23 protein-coding genes and 1 pseudogene are annotated in these 23822 nt (G+C 72.9%); 11 read left to right on the top strand and 13 right to left on the bottom strand.

Translation table 11 applies throughout. The annotated features are described in order from the left end of the window. Nucleotides 1–5 precede the first annotated feature (5 nt). Nucleotides 6–2483: an FtsX-like permease family protein gene (locus tag AB0I60_RS13575; RefSeq protein ID WP_360729087.1), complete on the bottom strand. Its 2478-nt coding sequence runs from the start codon at nt 2481–2483 to the stop codon at nt 6–8. 101 nt (nt 2484–2584) lie between these two features. Here AB0I60_RS13575 and AB0I60_RS13580 point away from each other — a divergent pair, with 101 nt between their 5' ends. Beyond that, nucleotides 2585–3286, top strand: coding sequence for an NUDIX domain-containing protein (locus AB0I60_RS13580; protein ID WP_360729090.1), 702 nt, complete (start codon nt 2585–2587; stop codon nt 3284–3286). On the opposite strand, the gene AB0I60_RS13585 is transcribed toward AB0I60_RS13580, so the two are convergent. The 4 genes from AB0I60_RS13585 to AB0I60_RS13600 form a co-directional block, all read right to left on the bottom strand. After that, a complete protein-coding gene (locus AB0I60_RS13585) occupies nt 3189–4106 on the bottom strand; it encodes an aldo/keto reductase (RefSeq protein ID WP_360729092.1) in 918 nt (305 codons plus the stop codon). The genes AB0I60_RS13580 and AB0I60_RS13585 overlap by 98 nt on opposite strands. A gap of 59 nt (nt 4107–4165) precedes the next feature. Next, on the bottom strand, nt 4166–5215 hold the full coding sequence (locus AB0I60_RS13590) for a glycoside hydrolase family 5 protein (protein ID WP_360729095.1): 1050 nt from the start codon (nt 5213–5215) through the stop codon (nt 4166–4168). Between the two features lie 113 nt (nt 5216–5328). Continuing rightward, entirely contained in the window at nt 5329–6096 is a 768-nt protein-coding gene (locus AB0I60_RS13595) for an ABC transporter permease (protein ID WP_360729098.1), read from the bottom strand. Continuing rightward, on the bottom strand, nt 6093–7001 hold the full coding sequence (locus AB0I60_RS13600; RefSeq protein WP_360729101.1) for an ATP-binding cassette domain-containing protein: 909 nt from the start codon (nt 6999–7001) through the stop codon (nt 6093–6095). The genes AB0I60_RS13595 and AB0I60_RS13600 overlap by 4 nt, the downstream gene beginning before the upstream one ends. Before the next feature lie 110 nt (nt 7002–7111). Here AB0I60_RS13600 and AB0I60_RS13605 point away from each other — a divergent pair, with 110 nt between their 5' ends. Next, nucleotides 7112–8221: a histidine kinase gene (locus AB0I60_RS13605; RefSeq protein ID WP_360729104.1), complete on the top strand. Its 1110-nt coding sequence runs from the start codon at nt 7112–7114 to the stop codon at nt 8219–8221. After that, the gene (locus tag AB0I60_RS13610) at nt 8218–8859 is read left to right on the top strand and encodes a response regulator transcription factor (RefSeq protein WP_360729106.1); all 642 of its coding nucleotides are present in this window, start codon (nt 8218–8220) and stop codon (nt 8857–8859) included. Before AB0I60_RS13605 ends, AB0I60_RS13610 begins: the two co-directional genes overlap by 4 nt. Before the next feature lie 53 nt (nt 8860–8912). Here AB0I60_RS13610 and arc read toward each other — a convergent pair whose 3' ends face one another. Then, nucleotides 8913–10709 carry a proteasome ATPase gene (gene arc, locus AB0I60_RS13615; protein ID WP_360729109.1) on the bottom strand — a complete coding sequence of 599 codons (1797 nt, stop codon included), beginning with the start codon at nt 10707–10709 and terminating at the stop codon, nt 8913–8915. Between the two features lie 239 nt (nt 10710–10948). Between arc and AB0I60_RS13620 the strand changes: the two genes are divergently transcribed. After that, complete coding sequence (locus AB0I60_RS13620; RefSeq protein ID WP_360729112.1) at nt 10949–11842, top strand: hypothetical protein; 894 nt, start codon at nt 10949–10951, stop codon at nt 11840–11842. 60 nt (nt 11843–11902) lie between these two features. Here AB0I60_RS13620 and AB0I60_RS13625 read toward each other — a convergent pair whose 3' ends face one another. From AB0I60_RS13625 to AB0I60_RS13635, 3 genes are all read right to left on the bottom strand, one after another. Further along, nucleotides 11903–12730, bottom strand: a complete 828-nt coding sequence (locus AB0I60_RS13625; RefSeq protein ID WP_360729114.1) for a tRNA (adenine-N1)-methyltransferase — start codon at nt 12728–12730, stop codon at nt 11903–11905. A gap of 70 nt (nt 12731–12800) precedes the next feature. Beyond that, nucleotides 12801–13001, bottom strand: coding sequence for a hypothetical protein (locus AB0I60_RS13630; RefSeq protein ID WP_360729117.1), 201 nt, complete (start codon nt 12999–13001; stop codon nt 12801–12803). Next, nucleotides 13001–13564, bottom strand: a complete 564-nt coding sequence (locus AB0I60_RS13635) for a hypothetical protein (RefSeq protein WP_360729120.1) — start codon at nt 13562–13564, stop codon at nt 13001–13003. The genes AB0I60_RS13630 and AB0I60_RS13635 overlap by 1 nt, the downstream gene beginning before the upstream one ends. A gap of 110 nt (nt 13565–13674) precedes the next feature. Between AB0I60_RS13635 and AB0I60_RS13640 the strand changes: the two genes are divergently transcribed. Together AB0I60_RS13640 and AB0I60_RS13645 are read left to right on the top strand one after the other, a co-directional pair. Beyond that, nucleotides 13675–14778 (top strand): histidine kinase, encoded by a 1104-nt coding sequence (locus tag AB0I60_RS13640; RefSeq protein ID WP_360729122.1) that lies wholly within the window; start codon nt 13675–13677, stop codon nt 14776–14778. A 23-nt stretch (nt 14779–14801) separates the two neighbouring features. Next, nucleotides 14802–15485, top strand: a complete 684-nt coding sequence (locus tag AB0I60_RS13645) for a response regulator transcription factor (protein WP_360729692.1) — start codon at nt 14802–14804, stop codon at nt 15483–15485. Here the strand turns inward: AB0I60_RS13645 and AB0I60_RS13650 are convergent. Next, on the bottom strand, nt 15460–16590 hold the full coding sequence (locus AB0I60_RS13650) for a site-2 protease family protein (RefSeq protein WP_360729124.1): 1131 nt from the start codon (nt 16588–16590) through the stop codon (nt 15460–15462). The genes AB0I60_RS13645 and AB0I60_RS13650 overlap by 26 nt on opposite strands. A 110-nt stretch (nt 16591–16700) precedes the next feature. On the opposite strand from AB0I60_RS13650, the gene AB0I60_RS13655 reads away from it, so the two are divergent. Next, a complete protein-coding gene (locus AB0I60_RS13655) occupies nt 16701–17570 on the top strand; it encodes a RecB family exonuclease (protein ID WP_360729127.1) in 870 nt (289 codons plus the stop codon). Then, nucleotides 17570–18335 (top strand): annotated as a pseudogene (locus tag AB0I60_RS13660) (thioesterase family protein). Before AB0I60_RS13655 ends, AB0I60_RS13660 begins: the two are co-directional and overlap by 1 nt. A 1-nt stretch (nt 18336) precedes the next feature. Here the strand turns inward: AB0I60_RS13660 and AB0I60_RS13665 are convergent. Then, the gene (locus AB0I60_RS13665; protein WP_360729129.1) at nt 18337–19254 is read right to left on the bottom strand and encodes an AEC family transporter; all 918 of its coding nucleotides are present in this window, start codon (nt 19252–19254) and stop codon (nt 18337–18339) included. Between the two features lie 3 nt (nt 19255–19257). Beyond that, nucleotides 19258–19521: a phosphoribosyl-ATP diphosphatase gene (locus tag AB0I60_RS13670; RefSeq protein WP_360729132.1), complete on the bottom strand. Its 264-nt coding sequence runs from the start codon at nt 19519–19521 to the stop codon at nt 19258–19260. Between the two features lie 102 nt (nt 19522–19623). On the opposite strand from AB0I60_RS13670, the gene AB0I60_RS13675 reads away from it, so the two are divergent. Continuing rightward, a complete protein-coding gene (locus tag AB0I60_RS13675) occupies nt 19624–20235 on the top strand; it encodes a TetR family transcriptional regulator (RefSeq protein WP_360729134.1) in 612 nt (203 codons plus the stop codon). Nucleotides 20236–20506: 271 nt separating this feature from the next. After that, complete coding sequence (locus AB0I60_RS13680) at nt 20507–22057, top strand: FAD-dependent monooxygenase (RefSeq protein WP_360729137.1); 1551 nt, start codon at nt 20507–20509, stop codon at nt 22055–22057. A gap of 22 nt (nt 22058–22079) precedes the next feature. On the opposite strand, the gene AB0I60_RS13685 is transcribed toward AB0I60_RS13680, so the two are convergent. Next, complete coding sequence (locus AB0I60_RS13685; protein ID WP_360729138.1) at nt 22080–22517, bottom strand: N-acetyltransferase; 438 nt, start codon at nt 22515–22517, stop codon at nt 22080–22082. A gap of 104 nt (nt 22518–22621) precedes the next feature. Here AB0I60_RS13685 and AB0I60_RS13690 point away from each other — a divergent pair, with 104 nt between their 5' ends. Further along, nucleotides 22622–23803 (top strand): GNAT family N-acetyltransferase, encoded by a 1182-nt coding sequence (locus tag AB0I60_RS13690; RefSeq protein WP_360729141.1) that lies wholly within the window; start codon nt 22622–22624, stop codon nt 23801–23803. The last annotated feature ends 19 nt before the right edge of the window (nt 23804–23822 follow it).

Genomic DNA, 23822 nt, shown 5'->3' on the forward strand with positions numbered 1-23822 from the left:
ACGTTTCACCCAGCGGCCAGTCCTGCCGCCGGTCGGATGCGGGACGCGCCCCGGGCGGGGCCGAAGGCGGCGAGCACCGCCAGGACCACCACGCCGACCCCGCCCACCAGCAGCGGCGTCAGGGCCGCGCCGGGCAGCGCGTACACGCCGAAGGCGAGCAGCGTGAGTTCTGCGTAGACCAGCCCGAACAGCCCGCCGCCGAGCACGCCGACCAGCGACAGCAGCACCGCTTCGGCGATCACGCCGCCCTGCAGGCCGCCCTTGGTCACGCCCAGCGCGCGGCGCAGCGCCATCTCCTTGCGGCGTTCCTGCACGGAGATCGTCAGCGCGGTGCCGATCCCGGTCACGGCGACCGCGACGGACAGGCCCAGCAGCACCATCAGCAACGTGATGCCGAGGTCGAGGTAGCGCTGGTTCTGCGCGTTCGTGTCGACCTTGGTCTTGACCAGCACGGTCGGCGCGGAACCCAGGGAGGCGCGCACGTCCTGCTGGAACGCCGCCGGGTCGGCGCCGGGCTCGAACGTGACGAGGACCTTGGACGCGGGGGCCAGCCCCGGGTCGGGCAGCACCACGTCGACGTTGTCCACCAGCGTGTCGGGCACCGAGCCCGCGTAGGTGGCGGTGCGCGGCCCGCCGGGCAGTCCCTCGACGGTGACCGGCTGCCCGACCACCGCGCCCATGCCGCGCGCGGTGTACTCCTCCAGCAGCACCGCGCCGGGACCGAAGTCGGGCCGGTCCACGCCCTGGGCGGCCAGCCAGTCGCGCATCGGGCCGGCGTCCACGCCCGCGACGCGGGTGGTGTAGCGCTCGCCGGTGGTGTCGGTCTGGCTCCCGCGCGTGGTGTGCAGGACGACGCTGCCGGCGACCTCGGGCCGGGTCGCGGCGGCCGAGGCGGTGCCGTCCAGCGGCCGGCCGCCCGCGTCGGAGATCACCGCGTCCGGCCGGGGCGCGTTGCTGAACTCGTCCTCCAGGTTCTGCGCGGACCCGACGGTGACCGCGAAGTAGGTGACCATGGCGGCGGCCAGCAGCAGGGGCATGGCGACCGACGCGGAGCGCTGCGGCACCCGGCGGACCTCGGCCGAGGCGAGCTTCCACTGCGCGCCGCCGAACCGGCTCGCCACCGAGCCGAAGATCCGGCCGAGCGCGGGCACCACGACCGGCCCCAGCACGCCGAACAGGCCCGCGACGGCGGTGATGCCGGAGAACAGGATGAGGAAGATGGCCGCGACCGACCCCTTGGCCAGCACGCCCAGCACCGCCATCACGGCGGCGGCGGCCACCAGGACGATCCCGAGGACGCGGCGGCGGCGGACCACGGAGCTGTCCGGCGTCGCGCCTTCGGAGGTGCGCAGGGCGGCCAGCGGCGAGATGCGGGCGGCGGCCAGCGAGGGCCGCACCGAGGCGAACGCGCTGAGCAGCGCGGCCACCACGACACCGAGGACGAGCTGACCGCCGGTGGGCAGCAGCGGCGGGTCGAGCTGGACCGCACCGAGCATGGTGGACAGGCCGGTGGAGTCGAACAGGCGGGCCAGCAGCCACCCGACCGTCCCGCCGAGCAGCGCGCCGGCCGCACCCGCGACGGCACCGGTGACCAGGGCTTCCAGCAGGTTCGCCCACACCAGCGGGCCCCGGTGGGCACCCAGGCAGCGCATCAGCGCGGTGTGCTTCTGGCGCTGCGCGTAGACCGCGCGGAACGTCGCCGACGCGACGAACACCGAGGTGGCCAGCGCGAGGATGCTGAACGGCAGCAGCACGACGGCGAGTTCGTTGGACGGCGGTTCGGCCTTCACCACCGCCGCCGCGTCCACCCGCAGCGACGGGCCGGCGGCCTGCGCGACCCCCGCTTCGTCGCCGCCCAGCACGTGCAGCGCCAGGCTCTCGGGTTCGCCGCCGAGCTTGGCGGCCAGCCCCTCCCCCACGACGAGCGAGGGCTGTTCGCCCTGGGCGCCGCGCTTGGTGATCCCCCGGACCACGACGTCGAGCGGTCTGCCGGCCGCGTCGGCGATCCTGATGGACGCGCCGGGGTGCAGGCCGTGCTGGTAGGCGGTCACCCGGTCGACGGCGACCTCACCGTCGGGGCCCGGTGAGCGGCCCTCCAGGATCGGCACCCGGCGCAGCCCGTCCCGGTCCGGTTCGACGTCGGCGACCGCGCGCCGGTTCGGGTCGGCGCGGCCGTCGGTGAGCAGCAGGTCGACCTCGGCGCGCCGGACCTCGACGACCTCGCGCACGCCGGGCGCGGCGGCCACCCGGTCGACTGCGGCCCGGTCGATCACGGCGGCGGTGTGCGGCACGGTGCGCACCACGAGGTCCACCTCGGACGGCACCACCGACGCGCCGTCGTTGGTCGCCTTGACCATGGCGTCGCTGAGCATCAGCGCGGCCAGCAGGCAGGCGACGCCGACGACCAGGGCGACGCCGGGCAGCACGGCGCGGCCGGGCCGGTTGCGGAACTCGGCCACCGCGAGCCGCAGGGATGTGGGCACAACTCCTCCTCGTGACGTGATCGTCACGACGGTAGGAATCGGGGTCGTCGGCGGGCGTCGGCCCGGGGTATCACTGAGGGATACGACCTGGGGAGGATCTCGTGGAGCACGTGCTGGTGGTGACCCCGGACGGCGCTCCGGCGGGGTCGGCGACGCGGGCCAGGATGCGCGCGGAGGGCCTGTGGCACGCGTGCGCGGTGATCGTCGTGCGGTCGCTGGACGGCGAGCGGCTCTACGTGCACCGCCGCACGGACACCAAGGACGTCTACCCCGGCCTTTACGACCCGACGTGCGGCGGGGTGGTCGCGGCGGGCGAGACGCCCGACGAGTGCGCGGTGCGCGAGCTGGCCGAGGAGCTGGGCGTGGCGGCACGGCCGGAGTTCCGCTTCACGACGCCCTTCGTCGACGGAACCATCCGCTACCACGCCCACGTCTACGAGGTGCGCTGCGACGGTCCGTTCACCTGGCAACCCGAAGAGGTCGCGTGGGGCGGGTGGATGGACCTGGCCGAGGTCCGGGCGAAGGCGGAGGACCCCGGGTGGCCGGTGGTCCCGGACGGTCGGGTCCTGATCGGGGAGTGGTTCTCGTGGGCGAGATCTTCGCCCGAGCTGGACCAGCGGCGCACCGAGGTGATGCTGCGCGACGAGGAGGACGGCGCACCGCCGCAGGGCCGCGCGATCGACCTGGACGCGGGGTCGGTGCGGCTCACGCCCAGGGCAGCGCCGCGCGGGCAGCCCAGTAGTCGGCCGGGTCCTCGGCGAGGTCCAGCTCGTCGGGTTCCAGGTCCACCTCCCGCGCCCTGAGGTTGGCGCGGAGCTGGTCGACGCCCGCCGCGCCGGACAGCACGACGTCCGCCCACGGCTGGGCGCGCACGGCGGCGAGCGCGATGGCGTCCGGGCCCACGTCGTGCTTCTCGGCGAGTTCCCGCACCCGCGCGGGCGGGTCGACGGCGAGCCGGCCGTTGGCCAGGCCCTCCTTGACGAACACCTCGGCGCCGTTCTCGTGCGCCCAGGCCAGCGCGGGCGCGGCGGAGGTCTCCAGCACGTTCCAGGTGGACTGGACGACCTCGAACAGCCGCCGCCCCTCCATCTCCAGGTCCAGGGCGCGGCGCACGGTGTCGGCCTGGCGCGGGCCGGAGGTGGAGAACCCCAGGCGCACGCCGGAGTCGCGCAGCGCACCGAGCGCGGCCAGCAGTTCCAGGTCGCCGAACAGCGGGCTGTCCTCGGTCAGCGAGTGCACCTGGTACAGCTCGACGTGGTGGCCGAGCAGGGCCTCGGTTTCACCCCACTGCCGGGTGAAGCGGGCCGTGGAGTGCTCCTTGACCTCGTGCACCTCGGCGTCGGGTCGCCAGTCCGCGACGTACTCGTAGCCCCACTTGCTCGACACGCGGACGTCGCGGTGCCCGCGCTCGGCGAGCCACTGCGCCAGGAACTCCTCCGCGCGGCCGTAGGAGCGGGCCGCGTCCACCCGCCGGATGCCCGCCTCGTAGGCCGCGTCCAGCACGGCGTGGCACGCGGCGCGCATCGCCGCCACGTCGCGGTGGGCCGGTAGTGCGCCCTCCCGGCCCAGGTTGATGTAGGCGGGACGGCCGAGCGCTGCGAGACCAAGAGCGATGTCGGGCACGTGTATACGGTAACCCGCAGCCTCGTGGGACCGCGGGTCACCGTGATCGACTCGGTCGGTCAGCTCGTCGGGAAGTCGTCGGCGGTGCGGATGCGATCGCGGACCCACGCGCCGGCGGGCTTGAGCTTGCTCGTGCCGGTGAACGAGGAGCCGGAGCAGGTGCCGGGCTTGAACACCGCGCCGGAGCGCTCGTCGTCGGAGAAGTTCCAGTTGACCCAGCTGATCTTCTTGGCGTTCATCAGGTCGATGTACTTCTGCGACTGGGTGAAGTTGTTCGAGCCGTCGCCGGACGCCTTCTGGGTGCCGAACTCGGTGACGAACACCGGGAGCTGGTCGGAGACCTTCGACAGCACGTTGAGGTAGTCGCTGCCGTGCTCACCGGCGTAGAAGTGGAACGTGTACATCACGTTCGACGCGGAGACCTTGTTCTTGACGACGTCCTGCGGGTCGTCGCCGTCGGAGTGCCCGAAGGTGGACCAGCCGTTCGTGCCGACCAGCACCAGACCGTCGGAGTCCTCGCCGCGGATGACCGGGATGACCTTCTCGGCGTAGGACTTCACCTTCGACCACGAGACCTCGTTGGGCTCGTTGGCGATGTCGTAGATGATGTTGGTCTTGTTCTTGTGCCGCTGGGCGATCTCCTTGAAGAACGTCTTGGCGCGCGACAGGTTGTAGTTCGGGTCGCCCGGGTCGAGCTGGTGCCAGTCGACCAGGGCGTACATGCCGCGCTTGGTGGCTTCCTCGATGTAGCCGTGCACCATGTCGGTGAACTTGCGCGGGTTGGTCTCGTACCCGTCTTCCTGGACGTACAGGGAGATGCGGAGGACGTCGGCCTTCCAGTCGTCGGCCAGCGCGTCGAGCGAGGCCGACTTGACGCACTGGGAGTACCACTGGATGCCGTGGGTGCTCATCCCGCGCAGCTGGATCGGCTTGCCGTGGGCGTTGCACAGCTTGACGCCGCACACCTTCAGCTGACCGTTGACTGCGGCGGGCGAGCCCGGGGGCAGGGCTGCGGCGGCCGGTGCGGGTGCCGCTTGCGCGGCTCCCGCCAGGGCGCCGGGGAGGACGAGCGTGGCCGCGAGGGCCAGTGCGATCCGGAGCCTTGCCATTGCGGCTTTCCCCTCTCGATCGGGGCGGCGGTGACGGAGCGGAATTAATCAGGAAACTTTCCTTACTATCCCGTTCGGACTGTAGTGACCGCCTTCCGCGTCCGTCAAGGCGCTCAGGCGTCCCGCCGCAGCAGCGCCACCGCTCCCCCGCCCAGTGCCGCCACCAGGTACGCGAGCACGACCAGCGCCGCTCCCCCGATGCCCAACGGCGAGTCCGGCACGTACCCGGCGAGCTGCCCCGGCAGGCTCGGCAGCATCACCGCGCCCACCCGCTCGTCCCACGGCGCCGGCAGCAGCATGGTCAGCCCCGGCAGCACGAACAGCAGCCCGCTCAACGTGACCAGCGCTCCCGCCGTGGACCTCAGCAGGAACCCGAGGCCCAGCCCCAGCAGGCCCAGCAGCGCCAGTGACGCCGTGCTCGCCGCCAGGCCGGGCCACGCCTCGGCGAACGAGTCGTAGGCCGAGATCGGCTTCGGCCGGTCGCCTGTGATCACCTCGCCCGCCAGGTACGCCAGCAGCGTCACCACCGCCCCCACGGCCGCCGACACCCCTCCGACGACGGCGGTCTTGGCCGCCAGCAGCGCCCGGCGCCGGGGCACGGACACCAGCGCGGTGCGGATCATGCCGCTGCCGTACTCGGCGGTGACCGCCAGCGCGCCCAGCACGCCGAGCACGAACTGCCCGAAGGTCACCACGACCATGCCGGGGTCGGCCGCCCCGAACCTGGCCTGCACCTCGGGCGGCTGCGCGTCGTAGTCGGCGGTCATCAGGTAGGACACCAGCACGCCCGCCGCGAGCGTCAGCGCGAGCGACAGCAGCAGGTACGGCGTCGAGCGGACGGTCCGGAGCTTGAGGAACTCGGCGGCCAGGACGTCGGTCACCGGGCCACCGCCCCGGTGCGGTGCTCGACGCTGTCGTCGGTCAGCTCCAGGTAGGCGTCCTCCAGGGACGCCGAGCGCGGGGTCAGCTCGTGCAGCGGGACGTGGTCGCGCGCCGCCAGCTCGCCGATGTCGTGGGCGGTCATCCCGTGCACGGCCAGCGCGTCCTCCTCCGGCCGGACCGACGCGCCCGCGCGGCGCAGCGCCTCGGCGAGTTCGGCCCGCCGGCCCGTGCGGACCAGCACGTCGCGGTCGAACCGGTCGGCCAGCTCCCGGACGGACGCCTCCAGGATCAGCCTGCCCCGGCCGATCACGACCACGCGGTCGGCGGTCAGCGCCATCTCGCTCATCACGTGGCTGGAGACCAGCACCGTCCGCCCCTCGGCGGCCAGGCCGCGCATGAGGTGCCGGATCCACCGGATGCCCTCCGGGTCCAGGCCGTTGACCGGCTCGTCGAACAGCAGCACGCCCGGGTCGCCCAGGAGCGCGGCGGCCACGCCGAGGCGCTGCTTCATGCCCAGCGACAGCGTCGCCACCCTCCGGTCGGCCACGCCCGCGAGCCCGACCTGTTCGAGGGTGTGCACGACGCGGCTGCGACCGATGCCGTTGCTGCGCGCCAGCACGTACAGGTGGTTGTAGGCGCTGCGACCGCCGTGCACCGCGCCCGCGTCCAAGAGCGCGCCGACGTGCCGCATGGGGTGTTCGATGTCTACGTAGGAGCGGCCGTTGACGAGCGCTTCGCCGGACGTGGGGCGGTCCAGGCCCAGGATGGCGCGCATCGTGGTGGACTTCCCCGCGCCGTTGGGGCCCAGGAAGCCGGCGACGTAGCCGGGCTCCACCCGGAAGCTCAGGCCGTCCACCGCCCGTGCGCTGCCGTACCGCTTGGTCAGTTCGCGTACTTCGATCACGGCGACGAGCGTCGCGGTCGCGGCGGCCCGGCGGATCGGACGGGGGTCTTCGGCCCGGGTCGGACCACGGTCCGATGCGCCGGCCGGGGGCGGCCGGTTAGGTTCGGCCGGTGATCCCCCGCATCGCCCGGTGGCTGCCCACCGCGTACCTCTTCGCGCTCGACGTGGCCGCGAGCGCGGCCGTGGTGGCGGTGTACCTGGAGTTCGCCGCCCTCCGCTCGGCGAGCGTGCCGCTGTGGCTGGGGTACGCGCTGGCCGTGCTGATCGGGCTGCCGCTGGCCGTCCGCCGGAAGTGGCCGTTGGCGGCGTTCGGCGTCGTGCTGGTCGCGCAGAGCACCGCGACGACGCTGAGCATCACCCTGGAACCGTTCACGCCCACGGCGTTCGCGCTGTACATGGTCGCGGCGCTGCTGCCGCGCGAACGAGCCACGACGGCGCTGGTGTGCACGCTGGCGCTGTCGACCGCGACGATCTTCATCGGCGAGGCGTGGCCGGACAACATCGGCCTGGCGGCGTTCGTCGTGCTGCTGACCAGCGGGGCCTGGGCCCTGGGCCGGTCCACGCGGGTGCGCCGGGAGTACGCGGAGCGCACCGCCGCCGAACAGGCCGCGCGCGCCGTCGTGGACGAGCGGATGCGGATCGCGCGGGAGCTGCACGACGTGGTCGCGCACAGCCTGTCGCTGATCGCGGTGAAGGCCGGCGTGGCGAACCACGTGGCCGCCGAGCAGCCCGAGCAGGCCCGGGAGGCGCTGCGGGTCATCGAGACCACCGGCCGCAGCACGCTGGTGGAGATGCGGCGGCTGCTGGGCGTGCTGCGGGCCGACTCCCCGGCCGACCTGGCGCCGATGCCCGGCCTGCCGGACCTGCCCGGCCTGGTGCAGCGCGCGTCGCTGGCCGGCGTGCCGGTGGACCTGTCGGTGACCGGCGGCGAGCTGCCCGAGGCGCTCGGGCTGACCGTGTTCCGGATCGTGCAGGAGTCGGTGACCAACGTGGTCAAGCACGCCGCGCCCGCCCGCTGCTCGGTGGCGGTCGACGTCGGCGAGTCCGCCGTGCGGATCTCCGTCGTGGACGACGGCCCCGGCGAGCGGGTGCTCACGGGCGGCGGCGGGCACGGGCTGATCGGGATGAGGGAGCGGGTGGCGGTGTACGGGGGGACGTTCGCGGCGGGGCCGGTGGGCGGCGGCGGCTTCCGGGTGGCGGCCGAGGTGCCGTTCGCGTGATCGACGTGGTGGTGGTGGACGACCAGGCGCTGCTGCGCGGCAGCTTCCGGGTCCTGGTGGACTCGGCCCCCGACCTGCGGGTGGTCGGCGAGGCGGCGGACGGGGCCGAGGCGGTGTCCGTCGTGCGGGAGACCTCGCCGCACGTGGTGCTGATGGACGTGCGGATGCCCGGGGTGGACGGGATCGCCGCCACCCGGGAGATCTCGGCGTCCTGCCCCGCCCGGGTGCTCATCCTGACCACGTTCGACCTGGACGAGTACGTGTACGCGGCGCTGCGGGCCGGGGCCAGCGGCTTCCTGCTCAAGGACACGCCTCCCGCCGAGCTGCTGGCCGCCATCCGGGTGGTCGCAGACGGGGACGGCCTGCTGTCCCCCTCGGTCACCCGGCGGCTGATCGCCGAGTTCGCCCGCACCCCGCAGCGGAGGGCGGTCCGGCTGACCGGGGTCACCGAGCGCGAGCAGGAGGTGCTCGCGCTGATCGCCCGGGGCCTGTCGAACACCGAGATCACCCAGGAGCTGCACCTGTCCGTGGGCACCGTCAAGACCCACATCGGGCGGTTGCTGCACAAGCTCCAGGCCCGCGACCGCGCCCAGCTGGTGATCGCCGCCTACGAGTCCGGGCTGGTCACGCCCGGGTGACGCGGACGAGCCCGCCCGGCCGGGTGGCCGGGCGGGCTCGCTCCGGGTCGTGCCTAGAGGTACTGGCCGGTGTTGGTGGCGGTGTCTATGGCCCGACCGGATTCCTGGTTCTTGCCGGTCACGAGGGTGCGGATGTACACGATCCGCTCGCCCTTCTTGCCGGAGATCCGGGCCCAGTCGTCCGGGTTCGTCGTGTTCGGCAGGTCCTCGTTCTCCGCGAACTCGTCCACGATCGCGTCGAGCAGGTGCCGCACCGACAAGCCCGGCTGCTTGGTGTCCAGCAGGCTCTTGATGGCCGCCTTCTTGGCCCGGTCGACGATGTTCTGGATCATCGCGCCCGAGTTGAAGTCCCGGAAGTACAGGACCTCCTTGTCACCGTTGGCGTAGGTGACCTCCAGGAACCGGTTCTCCTCCGACTCCTCGTACATGCGCTCGACGGTGTGCTGCACCATGCCGTCGATGCAGGCCGACGGGTCGCCGCCGAACTCCGCCAGGTCGTCGGCGTGGATCGGCAGGTCGGGCGTCAGGTACTTGTTGAAGATGTCCTTCGCGCCCTCGGCGTCGGGACGTTCGATCTTGATCTTCACGTCCAGCCGGCCCGGCCGCAGGATCGCCGGGTCGATCATGTCCTCGCGGTTGGACGCGCCGATCACGATCACGTTCTCCAGGCCCTCGACGCCGTCGATCTCGCTGAGGAGCTGGGGCACGATCGTCGTCTCGACGTCGGAGGACACGCCGCTGCCCCGGGTCCGGAAGATCGAGTCCATCTCGTCGAAGAACACGATCACCGGGGTGCCCTCGGACGCCTTCTCCCGGGCGCGCTGGAAGATGAGCCGGATGTGGCGCTCGGTCTCGCCCACGAACTTGTTGAGCAGCTCGGGGCCCTTGATGTTGAGGAAGTAGCTCTTCGCCTCGCGGTGGTCGTCACCGCGCGCGGCGGCGACCTGCTTGGCCAGGGAGTTCGCCACGGCCTTGGCGATGAGCGTCTTGCCGCAGCCGGGAGGGCCGTAGAGCAGCACGCCCTTGGGCGGGCGCAGCTTGTACTCGCGGAACAGGTCGGCGTGCAGGAACGGCAGCTCCACGGCGTCGCGGATCTGCTCGATCTGCCGGAACAGGCCGCCGATGTCCTCGTACTTGACGTCCGGCACCTCCTCCAGCACCAGGTCCTCGACCTCGGCCTTCGGCACCCGCTCGTAGGCGAACCCGGCCTTGGAGTCGACCAGCAGCGAGTCGCCCGACTTGAGCGGGGCGTCCATCAGCGGCTGCGCGAGCCACACGACGCGCTCCTCGTCGGCGTGGCCGACGACCAGGGCCCGGCCGATGGACGCCTCGGCGTCCGCCTCCAGGACCTCGCGCAGCGTGCAGACCTCGCCGGTCCGCTCGAAGTCGCCGCCCTCGACCACGGTGAGCGCCTCGTTCAGGCGCACCGACTGGCCGAGCACGAGCGACGCCGACTCGACGGCCGGCGACACCGAGACACGCATCCGGCGGCCGGAGGTGAACACGTCCACCGTGCCGTCCTCGAACCGCGCCAGGAACACGCCGTACCCGCTGGGAGGCTGGGCCAGGCGGTCCACCTCCTCGCGCAGCGCGAGGAGCTGGCTCCGTGCTTCTCGAAGGGTGTCGATGAGCTTCGTGTTGCGCTCGGTCAGCTGGCTGACGCGTTCCGTGGCCTCCGCCAGCCGTTGCTCCAGCAGGCGGACGTGTCGTGGGGATTCCGTCAACTTGCGGCGCAACAGCGCGATCTCGTCCTCCAGGAACCTGATCTGCGCTGTCAGCTCACCAGAGTTGTTGCCTTTGTTCAGCTCGCCGCCCTCATCGGGCCGGCTGCCGGGATGACCGTGCTGCATGTCGGCACCCTCCTCCCGTGTTCGTACGACAACGGTACCGGCGATCACCGACAAAAGCGGCTACCCCGGCCGGTCGCGGAGGTCGTGTGATCACACCTTCCCCCGCTCGGCCGGATGAACTGCTCCATACCGGTGTCTGACGGAACCACCGACCCGCTACCGTGCGTCCAAGTACGAGTACCACTTCGTGTTCCGGGGCAGTCTCCACTGTCACCAGCGCAAAGTTCTAGGAGAACGTGATGTCGGTCCCGCCCCAGCAGCCCGGCCCGCACGGTCAGCAGCCCGGCCACCACCCCGGCCACGGGCAGCAGCCGGGTCAGGGGCACCAGCCCGGCGGGTACCCGCCCCCGCCCCAGGACTTCCCACAGGGTGGGCAGCCGCAACCCGGGTACGGCCCCCCGTCGGGTGGTTTCCCGCCGCCCCAGCAGCCGTACGGCCAGCCGGGGCAGCCGAACCCGGGCCAGCAGCAGCCCTACGGGCAGCCGGGGTACGGGCAGCCGGGCCAGGGTGACCAGTACGGCCGGCCCGGGTACGGCCAGCCCGGACAGGGCGAGCAGTACGGCCAACCCGGGTACGGGCAGCCCGGCCAGTTCGGGCAGCCGGGTGGGTTCGGCGACCCGTACGGCCCGCCGCGCAAGAAGAGCCCCCTGCCGTGGATCCTGGCGGGCGGCGGCGTGCTGGTCATCGGCGTCGTGGTGGTCCTGCTGCTCACGCTGGGTGGCGGCAACAGCTCGCCCAAGGACGCGGCGGACAGCTTCGCGGCGGCCCTGTCGAACAAGGACTACGACAAGCTGCGCTCGCTGACCTGCGCCGAGGACCAGGACGAGATCGACGACCTGAAGAAGGCGTTCGACCCGGAGGCGATCAACAAGGAGATCGAGAAGAGCCTCGGCAGCCTGCCCCCGGAGCTCCAGGACAAGATGAAGTCGATGCAGGAGGCGGCGAAGAACATCAAGCTGACCGCCACCGTCAACAACGTCACCGAGAAGGACGACACGCACGCCGAGGCGGAGATCGCCATCAAGTTGGAAGGCGTCCCCGATGAGTTCAAGGACCTCATGAAGGGCGACACGACCGACAAGGTGCCGTTCGTCAAGACCGACGACGGCTGGGTGGCCTGCGAGAAGAAGTAGCCGCGCCAAAACGGCCCACGCACTGCGGTGCGCGGGCCGTTTTCGCTGTTCAGCGGCTTGTCAGCCCTTGGACGGGCGACGCTGCGGGCGGGGCGGCGTGACACCGTCGGCGAGCCGCCGGGTGGTCAGCAGGAACGCCGTGTGGCCGATCATGCGGTGTTCCGGGCGCACCGCGAGGCCCACCACGTGCCACGGGCGGACCAGCGTCTCCCACGCGTGCGGCTCGGTCCAGTGCTGCTGCTCGCGGATGGCCTCGGTGACCTTGGACAGCTGCGTCGTGGTCGCCACGTACACGACCAGCACGCCGCCGGGGATGAGGCTGCGGGCCACGGTCGGCAGGACCTCCCACGGCGAGAGCATGTCCAGCACGACCCGGTCGACCTCGCCCTCGTGCTCGGCGAGGTCGCTGACCGTGAGCGACCAGTTGCCGGGCCGCTCGCCGAAGAACTGCTCGACGTTGCGGATGGCGTGGTCGGCGTGGTCCTGGCGCACCTCGTAGGAGGTGACGCTGCCCTTCTCCCCCACCGCGCGCAGCAACGAGCAGGTCAGGGCACCGGACCCGGCACCGGCTTCCAGCACCCGGGCACCGGGGAACACGTCGCCGTACATCACGATCTGCGCCGCGTCCTTGGGGTAGATCACCTGGGCACCGCGCGGCATGGACAGCACGTAGTCCGCCAGCAGCGGGCGCAGCGCCAGGAACGACGTGCCGCCCACCGAGGTGACGACCGACCCCTCCGGCTGCCCGATCAGCCTGTCGTGCGACAGCGCGCCCCGGTGGGTGTGGTACTCCTTGCCCGGTTCGAGCACGATCGTGTAGTGCCGTCCCTTCGGGTCGGTCAACTGCACCCGGTCTCCGGGCTGGAACGGACCACTGGCGGTGCTCACCGCGGCGAACCTCCTGAACGAACCTGCGAACAACGGCGCACGATGGTCGCAGAAGGCCCGGCGGCCCAGCTCAGCGGCCTCTGTCCGCGCGGACGCCGGACACCGTGAGCACCGCGCCGACGACCGCGAAGGCGATCGCGGCGGGCAGCTGCGCCCACGGCGGCAGGTGCAGCGCGAGCAGCCACCCCTTGCTGTCGACGTCGAGCGCCAGCAGGACCAGCGGCACCAGCCCCTGCGGCACCAGCAGGATGATCCCGACGAACTCCCGCATCACTCCCCCCTCCCGGCGGCTTTCCTGCCCGCCTCCTTCACCGAGTAGTAGACGGGCCAGCCGACCAGCCAGATCGCGCCGACCAGCGTCATGACGTCCAAGGTCCCCCGGAGCACCTGCGTGCGCTCCGGCGTGCTCACGACGTGGGTGAGCAGCAGCACCACGGCACCGGTGACGGCCAGCGCGAGCACGAACTTGAACCACTCGCGCCACTCGTGGCGGACCCGCTCGGCACCGTGCTTGGGCGGCTTGACCGGCGGCGGCCCGCCCGCGAACCGGTGGGCGAACCGCTGGTCGGCCCAGCGCAACATGCTGTGCCCGAACGCGACGCTGACCCCCAGGTAGATGGCCGCCAACCCGTGCGCCGGCTTCGCCTCGCCCCCCGATCGCAGGTCGAAGACGGTCGCCGCCAGCAGCACCACGTCCACCAGCGGCGTGCACACCAGCAGCACCGCGCCCAGCTTCGGCCGCCGCAGCGCGTACCGGGCGAGCAACCCCGCCCCCAGCACGACCCAGAAACCGATCTCACACGCCACGATGACCACGACCAGCAGTTCGCCCACGAGGAGAACACTGCTGGTCGGCGCGGGCACGGCGCGTCGGCGGGCGGACCGACCCGGCGTCATCACTTCGAAGGACGACCGCCGCTGCGGCGGTGTGCTGAGATGCGGGGGTGGAGTTCCGCCCGAAGAGACGCGACCTGCTGGTCGCGGTCGGCTTCTTCGCCCTCGGGATGCTGATCTACCACCTCCGGCTGCACCTGATCATCGGCGGCACCGAGCGGCCGACCACCCTCGGGGAGCACCTGGCGATCCTGGCCTTGGCGTGCGCGGGGGCGGCGTTCCGCCGCAGCGCGCCCGCGTTCGCACTGGTCGTGGTCGCGGCGGCAGCGGCGGTCGACCTGACCCGGGGGCTGAGCCTGCCGGTGATCATGGTGTTCGTCGACGCGCTGTTCGTGGTGACCCTGGAAGGGCCGCGCAGGCTGCACCGGGCGCTGGTGGGCGTCGTGGCCACCGCCACGCTCGGCCTGACGCTGACCGTGGCGGTGCTGCTGGACTGGCGGGAGTCGCTCTACGCCGGTTTCCAGGTGTTCTCGCTGTTCGGGGTGCCGGTGTGGTGGGCGACGAACATCCGGCAGCACCGCGACAGCGCGGTCCAGGTGGCCCGGATCGCGGAGCTGGACCGGCGCGCGGCGGTCGACGCCGAGCGCAACCGGATGGCGCGCGACCTGCACGACGTGATCGCCGGGCACCTGTCCGCGATCGCCATCCAGTCGGAGGCGGTGCTGTCCATGCCCGCGGACTCGCAGACCGTGCGGACGGTGCTGCGGTCCGTCCGGGAGAACAGCGTGCGGTCGCTGGAGGAGATGCGGACCATGATCGACGTGCTGCGGGCCGACGACCCGGTGGACGAGCCGGTGGCGGTCCGGCTGGCCGACTCGGGGCGGCTGGTCGACTCGGCCCGCGCCGGCGGGCTGGACGTGGACTTCGAGATGGACCGCGTGGACGGGCTGCCGGTCGCCGTGGACGTGGCGGCGTACCGCATCCTCCAGGAGGCGTTGACCAACGCGCTCAAACACGGCGCGTCGGCGACGGTGCGGGTGGAACGGCAGTTGAGGCGGCTGGTGGTGACCGTGCGCAACACGGCCCGCGAGTCGGCGGAAGGATCGGGGACGGGGTTGGTGAGCATGGCCGAACGCGCGCACGCGGTCCGGGGCACGTTCAGCGCGGGCCGGGACGGCGACCAGTGGCTGGTACGGGCGGTGCTCCCCCTGTGATCGACCCTGTGATCGACCCCGTGATGGACCCGTCGCCCGCTTCGGGGCGGGTACCTGCGACGACCGTGGTGGTGGCGGACGACCACGCGGCGATCCGCGCGGGCCTGGTGATGATCCTGGGCGGCGCGGCGGGCATCGAGGTGGTGGGCGAGGCGGCGGACGGCGCGGCGGCCGTGCGGATGGCGCGCGAGCTGCGGCCGGACGTGGTGCTGATGGACATCCGGATGCCCGGCGTGGACGGCATCGAGGCGACCCGGCAGCTCGCCGGCGTGTGCGAGGTGCTCGTGCTGACCACGTTCGACCTGGACGAGTACGTGCACGGGGCGTTGCGCGCGGGCGCGGCGGGGTTCCTGCTGAAGTCCGTGGAGGCCCCCGCGCTGGTGGAGGCCGTGCGGCAGGTGGCGTCGGGGGACGGGGTGCTCGCGCCGAGCGTGACGCGGCGGCTGATGCGCGAGTTCGCGTCGTCCGCGCCGCGCAGCCGCCCGCCGGCGCTCGACGCGTTGACCGAGCGCGAGGTGGACGTCCTGCGGTGCCTCGGCGAAGGGCTGTCGAATCACCAGATCGGGCGAAAGCTGCACATCGGCGAGACGACCGTGAAGACGCACGTGTCGCGGGTGCTGACGAAGCTCGACCTGAGGTCGCGGGTGCAGGCGGCGATCCTGGCGCAGGACGCCGGGCTGCTCAGCGACGGTCCAGGGCGGCCTTGAGGTCCTCGCGCCGCAGCACGCCCGCAGGCCGTCCTTCCAGGTCGACCACCAGGTACTCCCAGGCGGCGGTGCCCTGCACGCGGTCGACGACCTCGGCGCCGGTCTCGTTCTCCAGCAGCACCGTCTCCGGCCGGATCGGCACGGCGGCCTGCTCCGCCGGCGCGTGCGGCGAGGTGGAGGCCAGCCGCCGCGCCAGGTCGCGGTCGAGCAGGCCGGCGGCCACGCCGTCCGCGCGGACCAGGACGACCCCGCGCCCGGCGGACGCCGTGAGCGCCCCGGACACCGGGCTCTCGGCGGGCAGTTGGAGCACCGGCCGGACCAGCTCGGTCAGGGTCAGCCCGTCCGGCCAGGAGTGCTTGCGCTCGGCGGTCATCTCGCCGCGCGCGCCGGCCACCACGAACCACGCGGTGACCAGGCAGACGCCGAACCGGATCCAGCGGTCCTCGCTGCCCGCGAGCAGCCCCCAGACCGCCCAGACCACCAGCGCCGCCGCCACCAGCCCGCCGCCGGCCACGGCGGCGGCGGTGCCGGCCGAGCGCCGGCCGGTGATCGCCCACACGCCGGCGCGCAGGATGCGCCCGCCGTCCAGCGGCAGGCCCGGCAGCAGGTTGAACACCGCCACGGCGGCGTTGGCGAACGCGGTCTGCGCGATCAGCAGCCACACGGCGTCGGGGTGCGGGATCGCCATCGCGCCCAGCGCGAACAGCCCGGCCAGCACGATCGACACGATCGGCCCGGCCGCCGCGATCAACCCCTCGTGACCGGGCTTGGCGGGCGTGCGCATGACCTCGGACACGCCGCCGAGCAGGAACAGCCGCAGCCGCCGCACCGGCAGGCCCAGCCGCAGCGCGACCAGGCTGTGCCCGAGTTCGTGGGCGAGCACGGAGAGCCCGAGGAACACCGCGAAGGTCGCGGCGAGCACCACGCCGGCCAGTCCGCCGGTGCCCGGTGCGATCCGCCCGACCAGGGGTGCGTAGAGCACCACGATCGCGGCCGAGCCCAGCCACCAGGAGGGCGCGAGCAGCACCGGGATCCCGGCGGCCCGGAACAGCGGCAGCCCACCGTCCCGCCCGACCTGCCGCCGCCAGCTCTCCTTGGTCACCACGGCGAAAGGGTAGGTGCTGAGGTGTGTTGACGCTGTGACACGCCCGCGCGGGCGGCCCGCGCGGTCCGGTGATCCCGATCTTGTCGGGGGTCTGCCCTATCGTTTCGGGCATGGCAGTGCCGACGATCACCGAGCGCCCCGTGCGCAGGCCCGCCCTGTCGCCCTCCCGCGCGGGCGACTTCAAGCAGTGCCCGCTGCTGTACCGCTTCCGGGCGGTCGACCGGCTGCCGGAGAAGCCGACCAGGGCGCAGGTCCGGGGCACCGTCGTGCACGCCGTGCTGGAGGACCTGTTCGGCCTGCCCGCCGCCGAGCGCCTGCCGGAGCGCGCCCGCGCCCTGGTCGGGCCCGCCTGGGAGCGGGTGCGCGCCGAGCGGCCCGAGTTCGCCGACCTGTTCACCGGCGCGGAGGAGTCCGAGCAGGCCGACTGGCTGGCATCCGCGGCGGGGCTGCTGGACGGCTACTTCACCCTGGAGGACCCGCGCCGCTTCGACGCCGACGCGCGGGAGCTGCTGGTGGAGTGGGAGCTGCCGTCCGGCGTCCTGCTGCGCGGCTACGTCGACCGCGTGGACGTGGCGCCGACCGGCGAGATCCGGGTGGTCGACTACAAGACCGGCGCGGCGCCGCGCGAGGTGGGCGAGGCCAAGGCGCTGTTCCAGATGAAGTTCTACGCGCTGGTGCTGTGGCGGCTGCGCGGCGAGGTGCCCCGGCAGCTCCGGCTGATGTACCTGGCCGACCGGCAGGCGCTGGCCTACACGCCGGACGAGGCCGAGCTGAGCCGGTTCGAACGCACCCTGGAGGCCATCTGGGACGCGATCCTGCGGGCGGCTCGGACCGGCGACTTCCGGCCGAACCCCGGCCGGCTGTGCGACTACTGCGACCACAAGGCGCTGTGCCCGGCGTTCGACGGCACACCGCCGCCCTACCCGGGCTGGCCGGAGCCGGACGCGGGGCAGGAGAGCGCACTGGACCGCGCGGACTGATGACCGCGTTCTACGAGCGGCTCGACGAGCACCGGTTCGCCGCCACCGGGAGCACCGCCGGCCCGTGGACCGACGATCACCAGCACCTGGGCCCGCCGTCCGCGCTGCTGGTGCGCGCCCTGGAGCGGACGGCGGCGCGGCCCGGGGCGGTGCTGTCCCGCGTCACGTTCGAGGTGCTCGGCCCGGTCCCGGTGGCCGAGCTGGAGGTGACGGCGGGGCTGGAGCGGCCCGGCCGCTCGGTGGAGTTGCTCTCCGCTGCCCTGGCGCACGGAGGGCGGCCGGTCCTGCGGGCGCGGGCGTGGCGGGTCGTCGGCGGTGGCGTCCGGCGGGGGCGAGCCGCTGGTGCCGCCCGAGGGGTGCGGGCCGATGGCGGTCCCGGACGACCGGCGGTGCGGCTACCTGGCCGCGATGGAGTGGCGCTCGGTGTCGGGCGGCGTGTTCACCCCCGGTGACGCGGTGGTGTGGGCGCGGCCCCGGGTCGCGGTCGTGGCCGGCGAGGAGCCCACCGCGCTCCAGCGGCTGTTCACCGTGGCCGATTCGGCCAGCGGGGTGTCGAGCCGGCTGGACCTCTCGACGTGGTACGCGATCAACACCGACCTGTCGGTGCACCTGCACCTGCACCGCGAGCCGGTCGGCGAGTGGTTCGCGCTGGACGCCGAGACGGTGGTGGGCCCGACGGGCGTCGGCGTGGCGGGCAGCGTGCTGCACGACGCGCGGGGGCCGGTGGGGCGCACCGCCCAGTCGCTGTTCGTCCGGGAGCGGTGAGCTAGCGGAGCAGCACCGTGGCCAGGGAGAGCGTGACCATCGACAGCGCCGTGGAGAGCAGCACCGCGTCGCCCGGCAGCCGTGCGTCGGGCCGGTACTCGCGGGCCAGCACGTAGACGTTCTGCGCGGTCGGCAGCGCGGCGCAGACCACGGCCGCGAGCCGCAGCGGCCCGTCCACGCCCAGGGCGAGGCACGCCAGGAACGTCACCAGCGGGTGCAGCAGCAGCTTCAACGCCACCGCCGCGCCGACCTGCGCCCGGTCGCGCCGATCAGGCGCACGCAGGGCGGTGAGCGACATCCCGAGCACCACGAGCGCCGTGGGGACGCCGGCCGCGCCGAGCGCTTTCACCGGGTCGAGCACCAGCGCGGGTACCTGCCACCCGCTCGCGGCGACCACCACGCCGAGCAGCGACCCGAGGATGACCGGGTTGCGCACCGGCAGGGTCGCCAGCGTGCGCAGGGCCCCGCTGCGCTGCCCGGACCCCAGTTCGACCGCCGCGAGCACGATCGGCATCACGACGACCGGCTGGAAGAGCACCACGGCCACCATGAACGACGAGTCGCCGAGCACGCCGACCGCGACCGGGATGCCGAGGTTGCCGGAGTTCACGTACGCGCCCGCCATCGCGCCCAGCGCCCGGTCGGGCAACGACCGCCGGAACACCCGGCCGAACAGGACGAGGCCGATCGTGCCCACCACGAACGTGGCGATCACAAAAGCCAGCACGCCCCGGTTGGCGAGCGCCGCCGGGTCGCTCCCGACCAGCGTCGTGAACAGGACGGCGGGCATCGCCAGGTAGAACGCGAACCTGCCGAGCACCGCTTCGCCCCGCTCGCCCAGCACGTTCGTGCGGGCGGCGAGGAACCCGATTGCCGTGAGGACCCAGATGGGCACGAACCCGCCGAGCACCCCGGCCACGGGTCACAGGTGCCTGTAGACGTCTTCGAGCGTGAGTCCCCGGCCGAGCATCAGCACCTGGACGCGGTAGAGCAGTTGGGAGACCTCTTCGGCCAGCCGCTCGTCGGACTCGTGCTCCGCGGCGATCCAGACCTCGCCCGCTTCCTCCAGCACCTTCTTGCCCTGCGCGTGTACCCCGTCCGCCAGCGCCGCGACCGTGGCGGACCCCTCGGGGCGGGTGCGTGCGCGTTCGCTGAGTTCGGCGAACAGCTCGTCGAAGGTCTTCACGGGGGCTGATCCTCGCATCCCCAGGACGGCCGCCGGACACCACCCCGAAAGTGCGTGTCCCGAAATCTTGCGGGGTCCGCATTTTTCCAGTACCTTGATCACATGGACGAACGAGTGGGCTTGCGCGAGCGCAAGAAGCAGGAGACCCGCCAGGCGCTGAGCTGGGCGGCGCTCCGGCTCGCGGTCGAGCGCGGCCTGGAGAACGTCCTGGTGGAGGACATCGCCGCGTCGGCGGGGGTGTCACCGCGCACGTTCAACAACTACTTCTCCAGCAAGGCCGAGGCGATCACCTCCCGCCACCTCGACCGTGGCCGGCAACTGGCCGACCACGTCCGCCGCCGTCCCCGAACGGAGTCGGTGTGGGAGTCGATCCTGGAGGCGGCGCTGGAGCAGTACGCGCCGAACGACCACGTGCCGGACCCGGAGTGGACCGCCGGCGTCCGCCTGATGACCAGCGAACCGGCGTTGATCGGCGAGTTCCTCCGGGCCAGCTCGGTGATCGAGCGCGAACTGGCCCTGGCGATCGCCGAACGCACCCGAACAGACGTGGCGGTCGACCTCTACCCCCGGTTGGTCGCGGCGTCCGTGGGCGCCGCAATCGAAGTGGCCACCGACCGCTGGTTGACCGCCGATCCCCCAATCCCCCTCGGCCCCCTGGTCCGCGAGGCCCTGACCCAGGTGGCTGCCGGCATGCCGGCCCCGCAGCCCGAGTAGCCGACCGCCGACCCTCCGCCCCCGCCGCCACTCAGCCGGGTGACCGGCCCCCACCGCCACCGCCCCTCCACCTCCGCCGCCGGCCGCTCAGCCGAGTGACCGGACCCCATCTGCCGCCGTCCCTCCGCACCTGCCGCCGCCCCGCCCCCTCTGCCTGGGCCGCCCCTTCCATCGCTCTGCCGCCGGTCCTTCCGCCGGGCGGCCGGATTTTGCATCCCTTCGTGGTCCCACCCGACGTGGGGCCTGTTCAACGACGTCTCAAGGAGCCGAAATGTCAGTCGTCACCTCCCCTTCCACCGATGTCGTCATCGTCGGTGGTGGGCCCAACGGGCTCATGGTGGCCGCCGAGCTGATGCTCGCGGGTGTCCGGCCCACCGTGCTCGACGCCCTTCCCGAGCGCACTTCCACACCCAAGGCGAACGGACTGGTGGGCCGCGTCGTGCAAGCGCTCGACTACCGGGGCCTGTACGAAGCCGTCACCGGCACCTCGTCCCCACCGACACCGGCACCGTTCTTCCAGTTCGGCGCGCTCCCCCTCGACCTGTCCACCCTGGACGACAACGCCCTGTTCGCCCTGCCGGTCCCCCAGCGCGAACTGGAAGAGCTGCTGGAGCGCCACGCGGGCGTCCGGGTCGAGCGCGGCCACCGGGCGACCGACCTGACCCAGCACGACGACCACGTGACCCTGGACGTCTCCGGCCCGGACGGGCCCTACCGGCTCGCCGCGCGGTACGTCGTCGGCGCGGACGGTGGGCACAGCGTGGTCCGCAAGCGGGCCGGGATCGGGTTTCCCGGCGTCACCGACCACGGCTTCACGCACCGCAGCGGTCAGGTGGTGATCCGCGAACCGGTGGCCGACCACCGGACCGGGCGGCTCGACGTCGAGGGCTTGGGCGTGCTCTGGCCGGGCACGTTCCACCGCACCGAGCACGGCGTGTTCGCGTTCGGCATGTTCCAGCCGGGCGTCTACCGCATCGCCCTGATCGAGTGGGGGCAGTCCGGCCTGACCGACACCGACGAGATGCCCCTGTCCGAGCTGCGCGACGCCGCGAAGCGCGTGCTCGGCGTCGACCTCCCGCTGGCCGAGCCCGAAGGCCGACCACCGGCCCTCAACCGCCGGGCGGAGGGCACGAACTCGCGCCTGGCCGACCGCTACCGCGAGGGCCGGGTCCTGCTCGTGGGCGACGCTGCGCACGTCCAGTCCGGCGTGGGTGGCCCGGGGCTCAACCTCGGTCTCCAGGACGCCCTGAACCTGGGCTGGAAGCTGGCCGCCGTCGTCGGCGGCTGGGCTCCGCCGCACCTGCTGGACAGCTACGAGGCCGAGCGCCGCCCCGTGGGCGACAGGGTGATCACGCACAGCCGTGCCCAGTCGGCGCTGCTCGCCGAGGGCCCGAACGTCACCGCCCTGCGCCGGGTCCTCACCGAGCTGCTCCAGGACGAGGCGGCCGTGCGCCGCATCTCGCACCTGATGTCCGGCGCGGACACGGTCTACGACATGGGCACGTCACCTCACCCCATGACCGGCCGGTGGATGCCCGACCTCCCGCTGGGGCACGGCACGTCCTTCGCCCGGCTGGCCCGTTCCGGCCGCCCGCTGCTGCTCGACTTCACCACCACTTCGGCCCTGCGAAGCGCTGCCCGGCCGTGGGTCGACCGCGTGGACGTCCACGCCGCCACCACACCGACACCACCCGCCGACGGGGTCCTGGTCAGACCGGACGGGTACGTCGCCTGGGCGGGCACCGCCCCGGAGGACCTGACGCACGCCCTGCGGCGCTGGTTCGGTGTCCCACCCGCACAAGGTGTGTCCGGTGCTCGGTGAACGGCCTCACCGAGAGCTTGTGTCAGAGGCCGAACTGGGGCGTGGTGAACGGCCAGTCGCGGGCGATCCACTCGGGCACGAAGGCGTCGAGGGTGCGTTCCAGCTCCGTGCCCGCGTACTCGTCCACCACCCACCACGAGACGAGGGCGTCCTCGGCCGGATCGATGTAGACGCAGCCGAGCAGCGCGGTCTCGTCGTTGTCGAACAGGGCGTAGTTGAACGACTCGTGGGCTTCGGCCTCCCGCGCGTGGCGGGCGAGGTCGGCGCGGTCCTCTTCGTAGGTCATGGTCACCGGTGGCCAGTTCCACTTCTCGCCGAAGATCGACCACAGCCGTTCCCGGGAACCCATCACCGCCGGGTAGTCCAGGTCCACATCGGACGCCTGGATCGGCCGCAGGTGGTGGCCCGGACCCAGCTCGACGCGGGTGGGGTGGACGAAGTCGGACGGGAGCCAGGACATGGCCGGGATTGTGCGTCACGCGCGGCCCGGCGGCCAAACGGGTTCGGGGGCCGGCTCGGGAAATGCGGTGGCACGTCGGCGGGAGGAGGCCCGACACTGCACGGATGACCTCGCCGAGCGGCTTGGTGCTGCGCACCGCGCAGCCGCGTGACCTCGACCAGATCGGTGCGCTGTTGGCCGAGCGGGGCGAGCCGGAGGACGCGGTGGACCACCGGCTGGTGGTCTCGGACCCGGACGCCGGGTGGGACGCGTGCGCGGTCGTCGTGGACGGCGACCGGGTCGTGTCGACCCTCACCCTGCTGGACGAGACGCTCGTGCTGGACGGCGTGGAGATCCCCGCCGGGCAGGTGGAGCTGGTCGCCACCCACCGGGACTACGAGGGGCGCGGCCTGGTCCGGGCGTTGATGGGGTGGGCGCACGAGCGCTCGGCGGCTCGCGGGCACCTGGTCGGCATCATGGTCGGCATCCCGTACTTCTACCGGCTGTTCGGCTACACCTACGCCGTGCCGATCTCGGCGACGCGCGACGTCGTCGGCACGCCGACGGCCGGCACGGACGTGGTGCGGGAGGCCACGCTCGCCGACATCCCGGCGATGGCGGCGCTGCAGGACGCCGAGCAGTCCCGGGCGGACCTGCGGATGCCGCACGGTGCCGGCCTGTGGCGCTGGCTGGTCGAGCGCGGCGGCAGCCACCAGTGGCTGGTGGAGCGGGACGGGGTGCCGGTCGGGACCGGCCGCTCGACGCCGCCGGAGGAGGGCGTGCGGTTGTGCGAGGTGGCTGCGGTGGACGCCGCCGCCGTGCACGCGCTGGTCGCGCACACCAAGGCGACGTCGGCGAACGAGCGGCCGGGGACGGTCGCGGGCCAGGCGCTCGAACCGCTCCTGGGGCCGGTGCCGGAGGACGCGGGCTCGTACTACGTGCGGGTGGCCGACCCGGTCGCGCTGCTGGACCGCCTGCGGCCGGTGTTCGGCAGGCGGCTGGCCGCCTCGGCGTTCGCGGACGCGGAGGGCGAGGCCGTCGTGTCCTTCTACCGCCGGCACGTGCGCCTGCCGTACCGGGCCGGCGAGGTGGGGCCGGTCGTGGCCGGAGGGGTGATGCAGGCGCCGTATGCGGCGGGCGGGGCCGGGGTGGCGCCGGACCTGCTGGAGTCGCTGCTGTTCGGCCCGCTCGGCCTGCGCGGGCTGACCGCCCGCTTCGCCGACGTCTACCCGGGGCCGAACGCGGACCTCATGCACACCCTCTTCCCACCGGTCACGAGCGACATCACGACCTTCTACATCCCGTAACGGGCTACCTCCCGTAGCG

The sequence above is a fragment of the Actinosynnema sp. NPDC050436 genome (assembly GCF_040655415.1).
Classification (GTDB): domain Bacteria; phylum Actinomycetota; class Actinomycetes; order Mycobacteriales; family Pseudonocardiaceae; genus Actinosynnema.